Below are 16,449 nucleotides of genomic sequence, written 5' to 3' on the forward strand. Positions count from 1 at the left end.
ACTGACGGAGGACGACATGCTTCTGGAGAACAAGACGGCCGTGATCTACGGCGGTGGGGGCAGCATCGGCGGTGCGATGGCGCGCGCCTTCGCCGCCGAGGGGGCGCGGGTGTTCCTCGCCGGGCGCACCGCGGCCAAGCTCGACGCGGTGGCCGAGGACATCCGGCAGGCCGGCGGCCTGGCCGAGACCGCCGTCGTCGACGCCCTCGACGAGACCGCCGTCAACGGCTGGGTGGACTCGGTCGCCGAGGTCGCCGGTGGCGTGGACGTCTCGGTCAACGTCATCTCGCACGATGCCATCTTCACGCCCCTGATCGAGATGCCCGTCGAGGGTTTCGCGAGGTCGATGGAGAAGGTCGCCCGGACGTTCCTGCTGACCACCCAGGCGGCCGCCCGGCACATGGTCAAGCAGGGGTCCGGGGTGATCCTGAACTTCGGCGGCTCCGACAGCACCAACTCCTCGCCCGGCCTCGGGACCGTGCAGGTCGGCTGCGAGATGATCGAGGCGATGCGCCGGCAGTGGGCGTGCGAGCTCGGCCCGCACTCGGTGCGGGTGCTGTCGATGCGTACCGGCGGCGTCTCGGAGGGCATGCCCGACACCCCGGAGATTGCGCCCATCAAGCAGCAGATGGCGGACGCCACCCTGCTCGGGCGCACCGCGACCCTGGCCGACGTGGGGCGGGTGGCCGCGTTCCTGGTCTCCGACCACGCCCGCACCCTGACCTCCACCCAGGTCAACATCTCCTGCGGCGCGCTCGTCGACTGATCACCGGAGCCGGATCCACCTCCGTACGGCGGCCCGGCGAGCGATCTCCGGGCCGTCAGGAGGTGAGGTCGGGGACGGCGGCCAGGCGGAACGCCCGGACGGCCAGGTGCAGCAGGAGACGGTCTTCGCCGGAGCCCAGGTCCAGGCCGGTGAGCGCCTCGATCCGGGACAGCCGGTAGTACAGCGTCTGCCGGTGCACCGACAGGGCGGCGGCGGCCGGCTGGACCTGGCCGGCGTGCTCCAGGTAGGCCTCGGCGGTGCGCAGCAGGTCGGCGTGCGGCTTTGCCAGCAGCGGGCGCAGCACCGGGTCGGCGGGCGCCCCGGGCGCCGCCGCGGGCAGCACGCCGACCATCCGGAGCGCGCCGAGGTCGTCCCAGCAGGCCACCGGGGCGAACCGGGGCTCGACCCGGGCGGCCCGTACCGCCAGCCGGGCCTCCCGCCAGGACTCCACCGCCTCCTGCAACTCCGCCCGGCCTCCGCCCACCCCCGCGAGCGGTTCGCGCGAACCGAGCAGGCGGGTGGCGGCGGCCCGCGCGGGAGCGGTGTCGTCGGGATCCGGCAGCGGCACGAGGAGCGCCATGCCGTTCCGGACCCGGTGGGCCAGCACGCCGTGCGGGACCCGGGCCGGGCCCGGCGCGGGAGTCACCAGGACCGCGGCGACGGGAGCCGAGGCGACGGGATGCCGCAGGTCGGTGAGCATCCGGGCACCGTCGGCGCGCTCCCCGGCGGACGCCGACAGCAACCGTGCGAACGCCCGCGGCGCGGCCTCCCCGAGCCACGCGTCGGCGGCCAGCAGCTCGCCGGCCCGGGCCGCCAGGGCCATGGCCCGGGCCACCCGCGGGTCGGCGGGCTCGACGGCGCCGTCGTCCAGGACCCACAGGTAGCCGTAGGTGCCGCCGGCGTGCCGGGCGGGCAGGCACAGCCGGGCGCGCACCCCGGTGCCGGGGTCGGCGGGGGTGCGCACCGGACCGGCCGCGCGGGCGATCCCGAACCCCTCGAACCAGGCCCGCACCTGCGCGGACGAGCGGCGGTGCAGGATCGAACGGGTGCGCACCGGATCGGCCTCGTCCTCGTGCGAGCTGAAGGCGATGAGGGCGAACTCCCGGTCCTCCAGCGTCACCGGTGCGCGCAGCAGCGCCGACACCTCGTCCACCAGACGCTGATAGTCCGCCACTCATACGAATGTACAAGGCGGGCCGGCCCGGGTCGTGACCGCTGTCGATGGCGCCCGCGGGGCGCGGCTTCTAGCTTTCGAAGCGAGGACATACCGCTTCACCTGGGAGGTCACCGATGCTAGGACCTCTGCTGCTCACCGCCTCGCGCAGCGACCGGATGCGCCGGTTCGTCGGCCACACCCCGATGACCCGGCCCGTCGTCGACCGCTTCATCGCCGGCGACGCGCTGCCCGACGCGCTGGCGGCCGTCCGGGCGCTCACCGCCCAGGGCATCGACGTCACCCTCGACCACCTGGGCGAGGACGTCACCGACCCGGCCCAGGCGCACCGCACCCGGGACGCCTACCTCGAACTGCTCGCCGCGCTGGGTGCCGAGGGGCTCGGCGACCGGGCCGAGGTCTCGGTGAAGCTGTCGGCGTTCGGCCAGTCGCTGCCGGGCGGCCACGACCTGGCCCTGGCCGGGGCCCGCGCGGTGTGCGAAGCCGCCGCGGCGATCGGCACCACGGTCACCCTCGACATGGAGGACCACACCACCGTCGACTCCACCCTGGCGATCCTGTCCGTGCTGCGCCGCGACTTCCCCCGCACCGGCGCGGTCCTCCAGGCCGCCCTGTTCCGCACCGAACGGGACGTGCGGACGCTGACCGCCGAGGGTTCGCGGGTCCGGCTGGTCAAGGGCGCCTACAAGGAGCCGCCCGCGGTGGCGCACCAGCGCAAGGCCGACGTGGACCGGGCGTACGCGCGGTGCCTGGCCGTCCTCATGGCCGGGGACGGCTACCCGATGATCGGCTCCCACGACCCGCGGATCATCGACCTGACCCGGCGGCTGGCCGAGCGGCACGGCCGCACCCCCGATTCCTACGAGTTCCAGATGCTCTACGGCATCCGCACCGCCGAGCAGCGCCGCCTGGCGGCCGAGGAGGGCCGGAAGGTCCGCGCCTACGTGCCCTACGGCTCGGACTGGTACGGCTACTTCATGCGCCGTCTCGCCGAACGCCCAGCCAACCTCACCTTCTTCCTCCGCTCCTTCACCACCCGCGACTGACCGCCCCGGCCTCCCTGACCCTCAGGAAGGTGGTTCGGTGGGGGAGGGTGGTGCGGGCAGCGTTCTGATCAGGTAGGCGCCGGCGCACAGGGTGATCCCGGTGATCGTCAGTAGCAGTGTGCGGTAGGAGAGCACCGAGACCAGGCCCGCGCCGATGGCGATGCCGAGGGTGGTGGGGGTGAAGAGCAGGGCGTTGACGGTGGCCAGGACGCGGCCGAGCAGCGCGGTGGGGGTGGTCCGCTGGATGAAGGTGATCACTCCGATGACGAGCCAGGGGACGCCCGCCCCGTTCAGTACCGCTCCGGCGACGACGGCCGGCAGCCGGCCGGTGCTCAGCAGCGCGGCGCCCGCGGCGAACACGAAGACGCCGGCCGCGGTCAGCCGGGGCTCGCCGAGGCGGGCCATGACCCTGGGCGCCAGCAGGCCCCCGGCGATGGTGCCCGCGCCGGTCAGGGCCGCCACGACGCCGAGGAACTGCGGGGGCCGGTGCAGCCCGTCCGCGACCAGCGAGTACGCGGCGGCCTCGATGAACCCGAATGCCAGCATCACGACGGAACAGCCCGCGACCAGGGACCGGACGGCCGGCCGGGCGGCGAGGTGGCGCAGCCCGGCCGCCATCTCCGACCGCCACGACGCCCGCGCACCGGCAGGCCCGGCCTCCCGGACCCGGATGCGGGCGGTGAGCCCGGCCGCCGCCGCGAAGCACAGCATGCACGTGGCGGCGACCGCCGGGCCGCCGGCGAGCCCGAACAGCCCGGCGCCGATCAGCGGGGCGACCAGCTTCATGCCCTCCTGCAGCGACATGCGCAGCCCGTTGACGCGCCCCAACTGGCCGGGTTCGAGCATGCTCGCCAGCAGCGCCGGTTCGGCGGCCCCGATGAGGGTGAAGGACACCCCGTACAGCGCCATGACGATGAAGATCATCCAGGTTTCGTCGGGTCCGCGTACCAGGAGCAGCGGGGCCAGCACCGGGACCATCGCCAGGTTGGTCGCCACCAGCAGGGCGCGGCGGCGCACCCGGTCGACGGCCACCCCGATCGCGGGTGCCAGCAACTGGGGCAGCCAGGCGCAGAACGTCGCCAGGGCGGCCAGGGAACTGCTGCCGGTCAGGGTCTTCACCCAGATGCCCGCGACGAGCGTCAGCGCGGTGCTCGCCAGCAGCGAGAGCACCAGCCCGCCCAGGTACCAGCGGACGTTCGGAGTTTTCAACAGGCGGGTCGGCTCGGCCATCGCCGCTGCCTTTCTCGGGGGGAGGAAAGTGCGGTCAAGCTAGCTGTACGGTTTTCCGTACGCCGTACGAAAGGGGGCCGTCCATGGCGATCTGGTTCCGGCCGGAGCAGCCGGAGGGCCGGCCGCGGCTGTCCCGCGAGCGCATCGTCGCGGCGGCCGTGGCACTGCTGGACGCCGAGGGCGTCGCGGGGTTCTCCATGCGGGCCCTGGCCGCACGGCTGGGCTGCGGAACGATGTCGATCTACGGGTACGTGGCGGCCAAGGAGGACGTCCTGGACCTGGCCCTGGACGCGGCCCTGAGCGAGATCGACCTGGACGACGCCGCCGGGGCGGACTGGCGGGCCACGCTCACCCGGCTCATGTCGCAGAGCCGGCAGGTCATGCGGCGCCACCCGTGGATCCCCGCCCTCCTCGGCACCCGCCCGCTGCTGGGGCCGGACGCGCTCGCCCGCTCCGAGCGCGTCTACGCCGTCCTGCACGGGGCGGGCCTGGCGGGCCCGGGCCTGCTCGGCGCGGTGAGCGCGCTGTCCAGCTACGTGAACGGCTTCGTCCTCACCGAGCTGGCCTGGCGCTCCCGCCACCGCGACGCCGCGGCGGAGGCGGAACTGCGCCGCGCCGCCGAGGAGCACATCGCCCGGAGCGCCGACCGCTACCCGGTGCTGACCCGGCACGCCCAGCTCGACAACGCCGACTTCGAGGACGGGTTCCTCCTCGGCCTGGACGTCGTGCTGGACGGGATCGCGGCCCGCCTGACCTGACCACCGGCCGGCGCCCGCGGAGCTTGGACGGCGATCCCGCTTCCGTGCGTCCCGGTCGGCGGCGTCAGGGCTGCGGCTCGGAGTGCTCCAGCGTCCTGCGCAGCACGCCGCCGACGCTGATGGTGGTGATGTCGGGGGACGGCGACCAGGGTCGCCCGGGGCGGCCGGGGGACAGGACGAGCGCCGCGTTGTGGCCGCCGAAGCCGACGGAGCACGACAGCACCGGCCCCGGCGGCACCCGGCGCGGGCCGGTGGTGACGACGTCCAGCCCCGTGGCCTCCGGGCCGCCGCCGAAGTTGGGGACGGGCGGGACGAGCCCGTCCTGGGCGCAGCGCAGCGCGATCGCCGCCTCGAACGCCCCGCCGGCGCCGAGCAGGTAGCCGGTGACGCCCTTGAGCGCGGTGATCGGCGGGGTCGTCCCGGCGCCGAAGACGGCGCGGAGGGCGTTCGCCTCGGCCTGGTCGCCGGCCAGGGTCGAGCTGCCGTGGGAGTTCACGTGCCCGACGTCCTCGGGGCGGAGCCCGGCCTGGCCCAGCGCGGCCCGCATCGCGCGGGCGAGCGGGATCCCGTCCTGTTCCGGGCTGACGATGTGGGAACCGTCGGTGGTCGCCGTGTAGCCGGTGATCTCGCCGTAGACGCGGGCACCGCGGGCCGCGGCGTCCTCGGCGCGCTCCAGGACGAGGAACGCGGCGCCCTCCCCCATCACGAAGCCGTCCCGGTCGTCGTCGAACGGGCGGCTCGCCGCGGAGGGCGCCTCGTTGCGCCGCGACAGCGCGCCCAGCCGGGCGAAGGCCGCGATGAAGAACGGGGCGAGGAGCGCGTCGGTCCCGCCCGCGACCGCGCGGTCCACGCCGCCCGCGCGGATCGCCTGGACCGCCTCGCCGATGGCCATCGCGCCGCTCGCGCAGGCGGCCGAGACCGTCAGGCAGGGCCCGTGCATCCCGTGCCGGATCGCGATCCGGGCGGCCGTCGAGTTCGGCATGAGCAGCGGCACGGTGGTGACGGGGACCTTGGCCCGGGGGCCGGCGAGCCAGGGGTCGGCCAGTGCCATGGCGGCCGCCAGGCTCACGCCCCCGCTGCCCACGTAGACGCCGGAGCGGGTGGGGTCGCCGGTGTGGCCGGGGCCCGAGTCGGCGACGGCGTCGGCGGCGGCGGCGACCCCGAGCTGCGCGGTGCGGTCGAGTTGCCGCCGTTCGGCCCTGGAGAAGTACTCCTCCGGGGCGAAGCCCTGCACCGGGCAGCCGATGGTGACGGGCAGCCCCAGGTCGAGGAACTCGGGGATCACCGCGGCCTGGGGCTTGCCCGACAGCACGGTGGCGTAGGCGTCCTCGACGGTGTTCCCGGCGGGGCTCTTGACGCCCATGCCGGTCACCACCACGCGTGTCGTGTCACGGGGGTCGCGAGGGGAGAACGCGCGGGAGGGATCGGTCATGGACACCAAGCCACCTCACTCCGTCCCGGCTGATGGGACCGGCGCCTGTGCGAACCGTTCTGCCGGAGGAATGTAGGCGTGACCCGGAAAGCGGGGCTTGTAGGGACTGTGAGCGTTGTGGAATGTCCGGATTGTCACCGCAGTACTAGCCCAGCGTCACCATCGGCCCGGAAAGCGCGACGGAACGGGACCGCCTCGGGACGAGGCGACGGGCCCGGATCAACGCCGCCGCACGGGGAAGCGCCGCCCATCAGAGTGGTGAAAATCGCACAACTTTTACAGTATATCTCATATAAGATTCCCCAAATCGGCAGTGCGGTGGCCCGGCCGAAACCGCCCTCGGCCCGGATAACCCCAGGTCAAAGCCCATCGACGGGCGCACAACGCGGCGCTCGGCGTGCCACCGGCGATTCGTTGACCGCCGAGAAACGCGGGGTTAACCTGACGGCACTCGCGAGTCCGCCGGCCCTGGACGCGCATCCCACCCGGCGGCCGTGCCGATGGGCACGATCAACGGAGCTTCGACGCCTGCCGAGGTCGGAATGATCGGACTACCCAGCACGTCCGCCCCCACTGACACCCCTGCCGCCTCGACCGTCGCCCCGCTCACCCGGGACCCCGCCTTCGTCAGATGCGTCCAGGCGGAGCTGCCCCTCCTCGCCGCGGAGATGGTCGAGGGGGTCGCGCGGTCGATCCCGCAGATCGAGCGCGTCATCAACGGCCGCCGCGAGCCGGCCGTCCGGAACGCCGCCAACGAGCGGATACGCCTGCTGTTCGAGCAACTGGTGGCCCCCCGGCTGCCCCGCCAGGAGCGGGTGGCCCTGTGCCGGGAGCTGGGCCGGGACGCCTTCCACCAGGACATCAGCCTCGACTCGCTGCAGAACGCCTTCCGGGTCAGCACCCAGATCGCCTGGCGCCGCTTCACCCACATCGGCCACGAGGTCGGCGCCTCGGCCGAGCAGATCTGCCTGCTCACCGACCTCCTCTTCGAGGTCACCAACAAGGTCTGCGCGCACTCCCTGTCGGCCTACACCGAGCTGTCGGCCGACAGCGCCGACTCTCAGCAGAGCAGGCGCAAGCACCTGCTGGAAGCCCTGCTCGCCGAACCCGCCACCGACATGGACGCCCTCGTCGAGCTCGCCCGCGCCGCGCAGTGGCGCCTGCCGCGCACCGTCGCCTGCGTGGCCCTGGACGAGTCCTGGCACACCGGGCACCGGCTGCCCCCCGCCCTCGAATCCGACGTGCTGGTGGACCTGACCCGCCCCGACCCCTGCCTGCTGGTCCCCGACCCCGACGGCCCCGGCCGCCTGCGCATGCTCCGCAGGGGCCTGCGCGACACCCGGTTCACCATCGGCACCACCGTCCCCCTCCGGCAGGCCCGGACCTCGCTGCGGCTGGCCCGCCGGTCCCTGGCCCTGGTGCAGCGCGGGCTGCTCCAGGAGGGGGCCGCCGGCGTCCACTGCGCCGACCACCTGCCGGCCCTGCTGCTGCTCGGCGACGAGGACGTGGCGCGACAGCTGGTCCGGCGGCACCTGCCGGCCTTCACCGCCCTGAAGCCCGAGCAGCGCGAGCGCCTGGCCGAAACCCTGCTCACCTGGCTGACCAGCGGCGGCTCCTACCCCGAGGTCGCCGTCCGGCTGTCGGTCCACCCGCAGACCGTCCGCTACCGGATGCGCCAGATCGAAGGGCTCTTCGGCGACCGGCTGCACGACCCGGAGTGGCGGTTCGAAATGCTGCTCGCCCTGCACGCCGACCGCCTGGCCGGCGGGACCGGAGACGGGAGGCCGGACCCGGCGGTCCGGTGAGCCCACCGGCCCGGCAACCGTGCGGCAACCGGGGCTCGGTACCAAGAGGCGACCTCGCCCGAAGCCGAGAACCCCCGGGGGAACAACCATGAGCGATCCCTACATGCAAGGCCCGCCGCAACCGCAGTACGCCGGCCCGCCGCAGCAGCCCGCCCGGGCCCGCGGCGGCAACCGCGGGACGGTGGTCGGACTGATCGTGATAGGCGTCATCGTCGCGCTCATCGCCGTCGCCGGCTACTTCGCCCGGCAGAGCGACCCGGACACCGCCACCGTGGGCGACTGCATCGCCCGCGGAACCGGCGACAGCGTCAGGGTGGTCGAGTGCACCAGCCCCGACAGCGCCTACAAGGTCGTCGGCAAGGTGGAGGACAAGACCCAGGCCGAGTTCAGCGCCTCCTCGCGGTCCATCTGCCGGCCCTTCCCGGGCGTCGAGACCGCCTTCTGGAAGGGCGAGACCGGCGGCGACGGCTACGTGCTCTGCCTGGCCCCCGCCAGGTAACGGCCGACAGGTCGGGACGCCGAGACATGCCATGGGAAGTGACCGGACCCGCCCGGCGCACGGCGACCACCAGACCGGTGGTCGCCATCGTCCGCCCCGGGGCGGAACCCGCCTGGACCCGCGCCGACCCGCCCGCCGACGGCGACACCCTGCTCAACGACGTCGCCCCCGCCTCGGCCGACCTGGCCTGGGCGGTGGGCCAGTCGGCGGGCGGGCCGGTGCTCTGGCACCGGGCCGGGAGGGACTGGACGCCCTCCCGGCCGCCGCCCGCACCGGCCGCCGCCGTCGGCGCCGCCCTCCTCGGGGTCGACGCCGCGTCCCCGGCCGCGGCGATCGCGGTCGGGGGCCACTACGACCGGCTGGCCGGCACCGAGACGCCGGTGGCCCTGCACTGGGACGGGGCACGGTGGACGGCGGCGTCCGGCCTGCCCGCCGGCCGGGTGCTGACCTCCGTCGCGATGCCCGCACCGGACGCCGCCTGGGCGGTGGGGCACGCCTTCGACCGCCGCGGCCCACGGGCTTTCGTGGCGCGCTGGGACGGCTCCGGCTGGTCACCGGTGGACCTGCCCGGGAGCGTGGCGGGCCGGCTGCACGCGGTCGCGGCGGCCGGCGGCCGGCTGTGGGCGGCGGGCGAGTCCGCCGGCCGCTCCCGCCGCCGGCCGCTGATCCTGCACTGGGACGGGCGCGGCTGGACCCGCCCGGCGCTGCCCACGGGGGCCGCCGACCGCCCGCTGACCAGCCTCGCGGCGCTGTCCGCCACCGATGTCTGGGCGGCGGGCGGCGGCCTGCTGCTGCACTGGGACGGCACCGCCTGGACGGCGGTCGACCCGCCCTTTCCCGCGGTGAACACGGTGGCGGCCGGCCCCACCGGCCAGGTCTGGGTGGCGGGTGGCCGCGGCGACCTGGCGCGTTTCGACGGCGGCCGGTGGGCCCCCGTCCCGGACCCGCCCCGGGACGTCGTCTGGCTGGGCTCCGGCTCGTCCGCCGACGGCCCACTGATGATCGTCGGTTCGACGCGCGCGGGCTGACACGTCCGCGGCGATGGCCACGGAACCGCTCCGAACTCCGCTGATCCGGAGGTTCAGGGCAGGGGCGACGGCTCGGCGGCCGGTGGCCGCTTCCGCTGGGCGGCCGCGAGGTGCTCGCGCACGGCGGCCGGTGTCAGGTGCAGGGACTCGGCGATCTCCCGCTCGGAAAGGTCGCGGGCCAGTTCGGACACTTTGCGCTCGATCGGGGTCAGGGCGGCCGCGCCCGCCGGCTCGGGGCCGCCCAGGTCACGGAGGGCCGCCCGGACGCCGCGCTCCAGCGGGTGGGCGCCGCAGAAGGCCGCGAGTTCCAGCGCCGCCTCCAGCCGGGCCCGCGCGTCCTGGAGGTGGCCGGCCCGGCGCAGCGCGTCCCCGAACGCGTGCAGGGACGTGGCGCGCTCGAAGTTCGCCTGGGTGCGGTCCAGCAGGCGGATGGACTCGTCCAGCAGTTCGAGTTCGCGCGGCCCGGACTCGGCCGAGGCGGCGAACCGGAGCGCGCGGCCGACCGCCCGGGGGGTGTCCCAGGCCGTCGCGACGGCGAGCAGGTCCGCGGCGACGTCCCGGGCCTCCGCCACCCGGCCGAGCGAGACCAGGCACCGCACCAGCGGCGCGCGCCAGTCGGTCACCAGCGGGTTGACCAGCGGCCGCGACCGGCAGTCGTCCCGGGTCGCCAGGGCGACCTCGAACGCGCGCCGGACGTCGCCGCGGGCGAGGTGGACGGCGATCTCCCCGTGCGCGTAGAGGATCGACGTGACGCCCGGCGGCTGCGCGGCCTTCACCCGGCCCAGGACGGCCGCCGCCTCCTCGGTCCGGCCGGTGGCCACCAGCGCCTTCAGGAGCACGTCCGCGTTGAACAGCTCCCCGATACCGATCATGGCGTAGACGGAGATCTCCGAGGCCTGGCGGGCGTCGTCCAGCGCCTCGGCCAGCCGGCCCTGCGTGTACATGAGCTCGGCCCGGAAGTAGTGGGAGGGCGCGAGGCCGCGCAGCGAGCCGGTCCGGCGGCTGTGGTCGATCGCGGTCTCGACGGATGCCAGCATGCGCGGCGAGTCGCAGGGGCGCAGCGCGTACCAGGCGCAGGTCAGCAGCGGTTCGGCCATCGGGTGGCCGATCAGCCGGTCGCCCTCGATGACGTTCAGCGCCCGCCGCTCGGCGGCCTCCCGCCGGTTCTGGTGGGTGTCGTGCAGGGCCAGCCCGGCCTCCAGCGCCAGGCCGCCCAGGGAGTCGTCGATCTCCTGGGTCGCGTAGCCGTCGAGCAGGGCGACGAGGTCGGAGCCGTTCCGGGCCCCGTAGGAGAGCATCGCCACGCACCCCTGTAGGGCCTGCCGCGCGTCGGCGGAGGTCCCGCTCTCGCGTTCGAGCGACGCCTGGCACACCCGGGCGGCGTCCCTCGGCCGGCTGGTCAGCCAGAGGGTGCTGGCGAGGAAGTAGGAGATCTGCGCCCGCCGCTCGGGGTCGGGCTGCACCGCCAGCGCCTCCGACAGGCGCTCGATGGCCCGGTCGCTGTCCACCAGGGCCTCGGCCATCCCGAGCCGGGTCAGCATGTCGGCCCGCCGGTCGCCGAGGTCCTCCTCCAGGATCCGGCGCAGGAAGGCGACCGCGCCGTTGACCGAGCCGCGCGCCAGGCTGAGCTCCGCCGCCTCGCCCAGGACCGCCACGGGGTCCGGCGCGTCGAGGCCGGGCGGGACCCGCAGCAGGTGGCTGGCCGCCTTGATCGGGTCGTGCGCGTGCAGCCGGGCGGCGTGCAGGTGCAGGCCGGTCCGCTCGGCCACGGGGATGGCGTCGTAGACGGCCGCGCGGATCAGCGGGTGGCCGAAGGAGAACCGGACGGGTATCCCCTCGGCGGTCACGAGCTGGCCGGACACCAGGGGAGCCAGCGCGTCCAGCGCCTCCCGCGGCGCGACCCCGGCGAGCTGCGCGAGCGGCCCGCTGCCGGCCTCGTCGCCGAGGACGGCCAGGGCCCGCGCTGCGGTGAGCGACGCGGGCGGCAGGTACCGCAGCTGCCGGACGACGTACCGGGTGACGCTGGGCGAGCCCTCCGCCGGCGCGGGGTCGTCGCCGCCCAGCTCCTGGGCGAGCTCGCGCAGCAGGAACGGGTTGCCGCGGGTCAGCGCGTGGTACCGGCCGGCGACCTCCGCGTCCGGTTCGGAGTCGGTCATCCTGGCGAGCAGTTCCCCGCAGCCCGCCGGGCTGAGCGGCTGGAGCGTCCGGGTGGTGGTGTGCGGCAGCCCGGCGATGGCCGAGGTGAGGCGGCCGATGCGGGCGTGGCCCGGCCTGATGCCGATGACGAGGACGGCCCGCAGGGCGTCCAGGCGGGTGGCCAGGTAGGCCAGGAACTGCGCCGACGTCGCGTCCGCCCAGTGCAGGTCGTCGATGACGATCATCAGCGGGTTCCGGGCCGCCAGGTCGCCGGTCAGCCGGTACAGCGCGCTGATGATCGCGTACTCGCCGGCGACCGGGCCGCTCGCGGCGGGGGAGAGCACCTCGTCCGCCTCGGCGTAGCGCTGGAAGAGCTGGTGCGCGCAGCCCCAGGCGTAGTCGGTCTCCAGGTCGGTGCTGCGGGCCGCGATCACGGTGAACCCCACGGCCGCCGCCCGCTTGCGCGCGTGGTCGAGCAGGCTGGTCTTCCCGATGCCCGCCGGGCCCTCGAAGACCAGGATCCGGCCCGCGCCGTCGTGCACGGTTCGGTCCAGCGCCCGGTCGATGAGGCCGGTCTCCTCGACCCGCTCGACCAGGACCGCCCCGCCGCCGCCCGCCGCCCGGACGGGCACCGGGTCCAGGCCGGGGTCCTGGCGCAGGACCGCGGCCTCCAGGTCGCGCAGCGGGCCGCTCGGGTCGATGCCGAGCTCGTCGCGCAGCCGGCCGCGCAGCGTGCGGAAGACCGCCAGCGCGTCGGCCTGCCTGCCGCTGCGGTACAGCGCGACCATCAGCTGGCCGTGCAGGTCCTCGTCGAACCGGTGGCCGCGGGTCAGTTCCTCCAGTTCGGGCACCAGCTCGGCGTGCCGGCCGAGCGCCAGCCGGCATTCCAGCGCCGCGTGCTCGGCGGCCCGGCGCATCCGCTCCAGCCGTTCGGCCTCCCGGCCGAACCAGGACAGCTCGGCGACGTCCGCCAGGGGTTGCCCGCGCCACAGCCCGAGGGCCCGCTCCAGCACGGCCAGCCGCTCGGCGGGTTCCGCGACGCCGCGGCCCCGCTCGATCAGGTTCTCGGCCAGCCGCAGGTCGGTCGCCGGCGCGCCGAGGACGTAACCCGGTGGCCGGGCCACGATCGCCTCCGGGGCGCCGAGGAGGCGGCGCAGGTAGGAGACATGGCTCTGCAGCGAGTTCACCGCCGTGGCCGGGGGCTCGCCGTCCCACACCGCGTCGATGAGCCGGTCGACGCCCACCACGTCTCCCGGGCGCAGCGCCAGCCTGGCCAGGACGGCCTTGCGCCTGAGCCCGGGCACCGGCCGGACCTCGTCGTCCACCGTGACGTCCACCGGCCCCAGCAACCGCACGAGGACCGACATCGCTTCCCCACCAGCCGTCGACGGAACTGCTGAGAGATTACCTCTTTCGCCCAGAGATTTCCGGTGACATTCGGCTCCCTTCCGGGAAAAGGCCGAAGAATCCCAGCTTGATTGTCGAATGGGCCGCTGATGCGACGCTGAAGCCGTGCTGACTTAGCGAAATACGCCATAATTTGCGCAGTTACCATGACGCCATGAACGGGTCGTCGGCGGTACGGTACGCCGTCCGGGGGGACAACGCGATTCAGCCCGGCGAATGGAACATCGACGTGCTCGGGCCGCTCGACGTGCGGCGCGCCGGCCGGTCCGTCGAGCTGCCGCCACGGCGCCGCAGCCTGCTCGCCCTGCTCGCGCTGCGGGTGGGCACGATGGTCACGGTCGACGGGCTGGTGGACGCGCTGTGGGGCGAGGACCCGCCGCCGACCGCGGTCCGCACCCTGCACAGCCACATCGCGAAGCTGGCCGCCCTGCTGCCGGGGCAGGGCGAGGGGCGGCTCATCCAGCGCCGGGAACCGGGGTACCTGCTGGCCGCGGACGCCGCCCGGGTGGACCGGGTCCGGTTCGAGGAACTGGTCGGGGACGGCCTGAAGTACGTCACCGAGGGCCGGTACGCCGAGTCGGCGCGGCTGCTGGAGACGGCCCTGACGCTGTGGCGGGGCGAGGCCCTGGCCGACTGCCCGGTGCACGGCTGGGCGCTCGCCGAGGTGGACTACCTGCACGAACTGCGGCTCCAGGCGCACGAGGGGCTGTTCGCGTCCCGGCTGGCCCTGGGCCTGCCGGAGACCGGGGTGGGGGAACTCGAACGCCTGGTGGCGGAGCACCCGCTGCGGGAGCGGCTGTGGGAACTGCTGATCGTCGCGCTGCACCTCGGCGGCCGGACGAGCGACGCGCTGAACGCCTACCGGCGGGCCCGCCACGGCCTGGTCGAGGAGCTCGGGCTCGACCCGGGCGAGGGGTTGCGGCAGGTCGAGGCGGGCGTCCTGCGCGGGGTGACGAGCGCCCGGGAACTGCTGCGCCTGCCGGCCGGCCGGGCCGTCGCGGACCTCCGGCCCTCGACCGTCCCCCAGCAGGTCAGCACGCTGATCGGCCGGGAAAGCGAGATCGCCGAGATCCGGGAGCTGGTGGCCGCGCACCGGCTGGTGACCCTCACCGGACCCGGTGGGGTCGGCAAGACCCGGCTGGCGATCGCGGCGGCACGGCCCGCCGAGGACGTCGCGTTCGTCGACCTCGCACCGCTGCACGACGGGGCGGGCGTCGTGGCGGCGATCGCCGAGGCGCTCGGCATGCACCAGCTCCCGGACCTCGGCGAGCTCGCCCGGCGGGTCGGCCGCGACCGGCTCCTCATGGTCGTCGACAACTGCGAGCACCTGGCCGGGGAGTGCGCGCGGATCATCGGCGGGCTGCTCGGGCGCTGCCCGCGGCTGCGGGTCCTCGCCACCAGCCAGGAGGCGCTGCGGGTGTCCGGGGAGGTGCTCCGGCCGATACCGGAGCTGTGCGTCCCGCCGCCCGCCCTGGTGCGGTCGGGCGCCGACCTTGCCGGGCACGCCGCGGCCGTCCTGTTCGCGGACCGGGCCGGGCTCGGGCCGGTGGCGGAACTGCCCGCCGCGGACGCGCGCGCCGTCGCCACGATCTGCGCCCGCTGCCACGGGCTGCCGCTGGCCATCGAACTGGCCGCCGCCCGGGCCCGGATGTTCACCCTGCCGGAGATCGCGCAGCGGCTCCGCGACCCGTTCGCGGTGCTGACCGACGGCCCGCGCGGGGCCCGCCCGCAGCACCGGGCGCTGCGGGCGACCGTCGAGTGGAGCTACCGCCTGCTCGCCGCCGAGGAGCGGCGGGCGCTGCGCCGGTACAGCGTGTTCAGCGGCACCTTCTCCCTGGAGGCGGCCGGGGCCGTGCACCCGGAGACGCCGCGGCTGGAGACGCTGGGCCGGCTGGTCGACAAGTCGCTGGTGAAGGTCGAGCGGACGGCCACCGGGACGCGCTACCGGCTGCTCCCCGCCATCCGCGAGTACGCGCTGGACCGCCTCGCGGCCCGCCCCGGCGAGCACGTCCAGGCGCGCCGCGCCCACGCCCGGCACCACCAGGGCTGGGCGGAGCGGTTCGAGCAGCGGTTGCAGGGCCCGCACCTGGGCGCCCAGGTGGTGCGGATCGCCGAGCGGCACGAGGACGTCCGGGCCGCCCTGACCTGGCTGACCGGCAACGACCCGGACGGCGCGCTGCGGCTGGCCGCGGCCCTGTGGCGCTACCACTACCTGTGCGGCGGCTACGCGGAGGGCCGGGCCTGGCTCTCGTCCGCGCTCGCGGCCTGCCCGCCCGGCGTACCGCCCCGCACCCGGGCCAAGGCGCTGTGGGCGCTGGCCCGGCTCGCCGCCCTCGAATGCGACTACCGGGAGGCCGACGGCCACGCCCGGCAGGCCCTGGAGCTGTACACCCGGGAGGACGACCCCGCCGGCGTGGCACAGGCCCGCGCCCTGCTCGGCGCGATCGCCCGCGAGCTGGGGCACTACGACCGGGCGCTGGACCTCGCCCGGCGGTCGCTGGCCGCGGCCGAGCGGGGCGGCGACCGGTGGGCGGTGGGGCACGCGCTGCAGTTACTGGGGTTCGTGTCCTGGCTCTCCGGCGACGGGGACGCGGCCGTCCGCTACTCCGGGCAGGCCGTCCACCACTTCGGGCCGAACGGCGACCGCGAACGGCTGGCCTGGTGCCGGATCGACCTCGGTGCCGCCGCGTACTACGCGGGGGACCCCGACGCCGCCGCCCGCCACTTGCACGAGGCCCTGGTCATCTCGTTCGGGATCCGGTTCCGGGAGGGCATCGCCTGGGCCGAGAACCTGCTCGCCCTGGTGGACCTGCGGCTCGGCCGCGACCGGCAGGCGCTGCGCCGCCTGGTCACCAGCCTGAAACTGCACCACGAGCTGGGCGACCGGTGGCGGCTGGCGAGCGTCCTCGACGCGCTCGCGGGCGCCCTCACCGCCCGCGACGCCCCGCTGGCCGCCGCCCTCCTCGGGACGGCCGCCCGGCTCCGGGACGAGATGGGCGCGGCGGTCCCCGCGTGTGAACGCCCGGCCCTGACCGGAACCCGGGCCGCGCTCGCGGACCGGCTCGGCGCCGAACCCTTCGAGCGGGCGCACACCATGGGCCGGTTGCAGGACGTCCCGGCCCTGGTCGAACGCCTCGCCGGCCGCACCGAGACGACCCGCTGAGTCCT

The 16,449-nt window shown here is 75.3% G+C and carries 11 protein-coding genes; 7 read left to right on the plus strand and 4 right to left on the minus strand.

Features of this window, described 5'->3' with window-relative positions:
- The first annotated feature begins 16 nt into the window (after positions 1-16).
- Positions 17-766 carry an SDR family NAD(P)-dependent oxidoreductase gene (locus DPM19_RS22640; protein WP_111870006.1) on the plus strand — a complete coding sequence of 250 codons (750 nt, stop codon included), beginning with the start codon at positions 17-19 and terminating at the stop codon, positions 764-766.
- A gap of 55 nt (positions 767-821) precedes the next feature.
- Here DPM19_RS22640 and DPM19_RS36975 read toward each other — a convergent pair whose 3' ends face one another.
- A complete protein-coding gene (locus DPM19_RS36975) occupies positions 822-1,940 on the minus strand; it encodes a PucR family transcriptional regulator (protein ID WP_111870007.1) in 1,119 nt (372 codons plus the stop codon).
- A 116-nt stretch (positions 1,941-2,056) separates the two neighbouring features.
- On the opposite strand from DPM19_RS36975, the gene DPM19_RS22650 reads away from it, so the two are divergent.
- Positions 2,057-2,986 carry a proline dehydrogenase family protein gene (locus DPM19_RS22650; RefSeq protein WP_111870008.1) on the plus strand — a complete coding sequence of 310 codons (930 nt, stop codon included), beginning with the start codon at positions 2,057-2,059 and terminating at the stop codon, positions 2,984-2,986.
- Between the two features lie 21 nt (positions 2,987-3,007).
- On the opposite strand, the gene DPM19_RS22655 is transcribed toward DPM19_RS22650, so the two are convergent.
- Entirely contained in the window at positions 3,008-4,216 is a 1,209-nt protein-coding gene (locus tag DPM19_RS22655; protein WP_111870009.1) for an MFS transporter, read from the minus strand.
- An 83-nt stretch (positions 4,217-4,299) separates the two neighbouring features.
- Here DPM19_RS22655 and DPM19_RS22660 point away from each other — a divergent pair, with 83 nt between their 5' ends.
- Positions 4,300-4,974 (plus strand): TetR/AcrR family transcriptional regulator, encoded by a 675-nt coding sequence (locus tag DPM19_RS22660; protein ID WP_111870010.1) that lies wholly within the window; start codon positions 4,300-4,302, stop codon positions 4,972-4,974.
- A gap of 64 nt (positions 4,975-5,038) precedes the next feature.
- Here the strand turns inward: DPM19_RS22660 and DPM19_RS22665 are convergent, their stop codons facing one another.
- On the minus strand, positions 5,039-6,406 hold the full coding sequence (locus DPM19_RS22665) for a beta-ketoacyl-[acyl-carrier-protein] synthase family protein (RefSeq protein WP_111870011.1): 1,368 nt from the start codon (positions 6,404-6,406) through the stop codon (positions 5,039-5,041).
- 542 nt (positions 6,407-6,948) lie between these two features.
- Here DPM19_RS22665 and DPM19_RS22670 point away from each other — a divergent pair.
- From DPM19_RS22670 to DPM19_RS22680, 3 genes are all read left to right on the plus strand, one after another.
- The gene (locus tag DPM19_RS22670; RefSeq protein WP_111870012.1) at positions 6,949-8,211 is read left to right on the plus strand and encodes a PucR family transcriptional regulator; all 1,263 of its coding nucleotides are present in this window, start codon (positions 6,949-6,951) and stop codon (positions 8,209-8,211) included.
- An 88-nt stretch (positions 8,212-8,299) separates the two neighbouring features.
- Entirely contained in the window at positions 8,300-8,710 is a 411-nt protein-coding gene (locus DPM19_RS22675; RefSeq protein WP_111870013.1) for an LppU/SCO3897 family protein, read from the plus strand.
- Between the two features lie 26 nt (positions 8,711-8,736).
- On the plus strand, positions 8,737-9,738 hold the full coding sequence (locus tag DPM19_RS22680) for a WD40/YVTN/BNR-like repeat-containing protein (RefSeq protein ID WP_146778953.1): 1,002 nt from the start codon (positions 8,737-8,739) through the stop codon (positions 9,736-9,738).
- A gap of 53 nt (positions 9,739-9,791) precedes the next feature.
- On the opposite strand, the gene DPM19_RS22685 is transcribed toward DPM19_RS22680, so the two are convergent.
- Entirely contained in the window at positions 9,792-13,241 is a 3,450-nt protein-coding gene (locus tag DPM19_RS22685) for a BTAD domain-containing putative transcriptional regulator (RefSeq protein WP_111870015.1), read from the minus strand.
- A 194-nt stretch (positions 13,242-13,435) separates the two neighbouring features.
- On the opposite strand from DPM19_RS22685, the gene DPM19_RS22690 reads away from it, so the two are divergent.
- A complete protein-coding gene (locus tag DPM19_RS22690; RefSeq protein WP_111870016.1) occupies positions 13,436-16,444 on the plus strand; it encodes an ATP-binding protein in 3,009 nt (1,002 codons plus the stop codon).
- The last annotated feature ends 5 nt before the right edge of the window (positions 16,445-16,449 follow it).

The sequence above is a fragment of the Actinomadura craniellae genome, from assembly GCF_003289645.1.
GTDB classification, from domain to species: domain Bacteria; phylum Actinomycetota; class Actinomycetes; order Streptosporangiales; family Streptosporangiaceae; genus Actinomadura_D; species Actinomadura_D craniellae.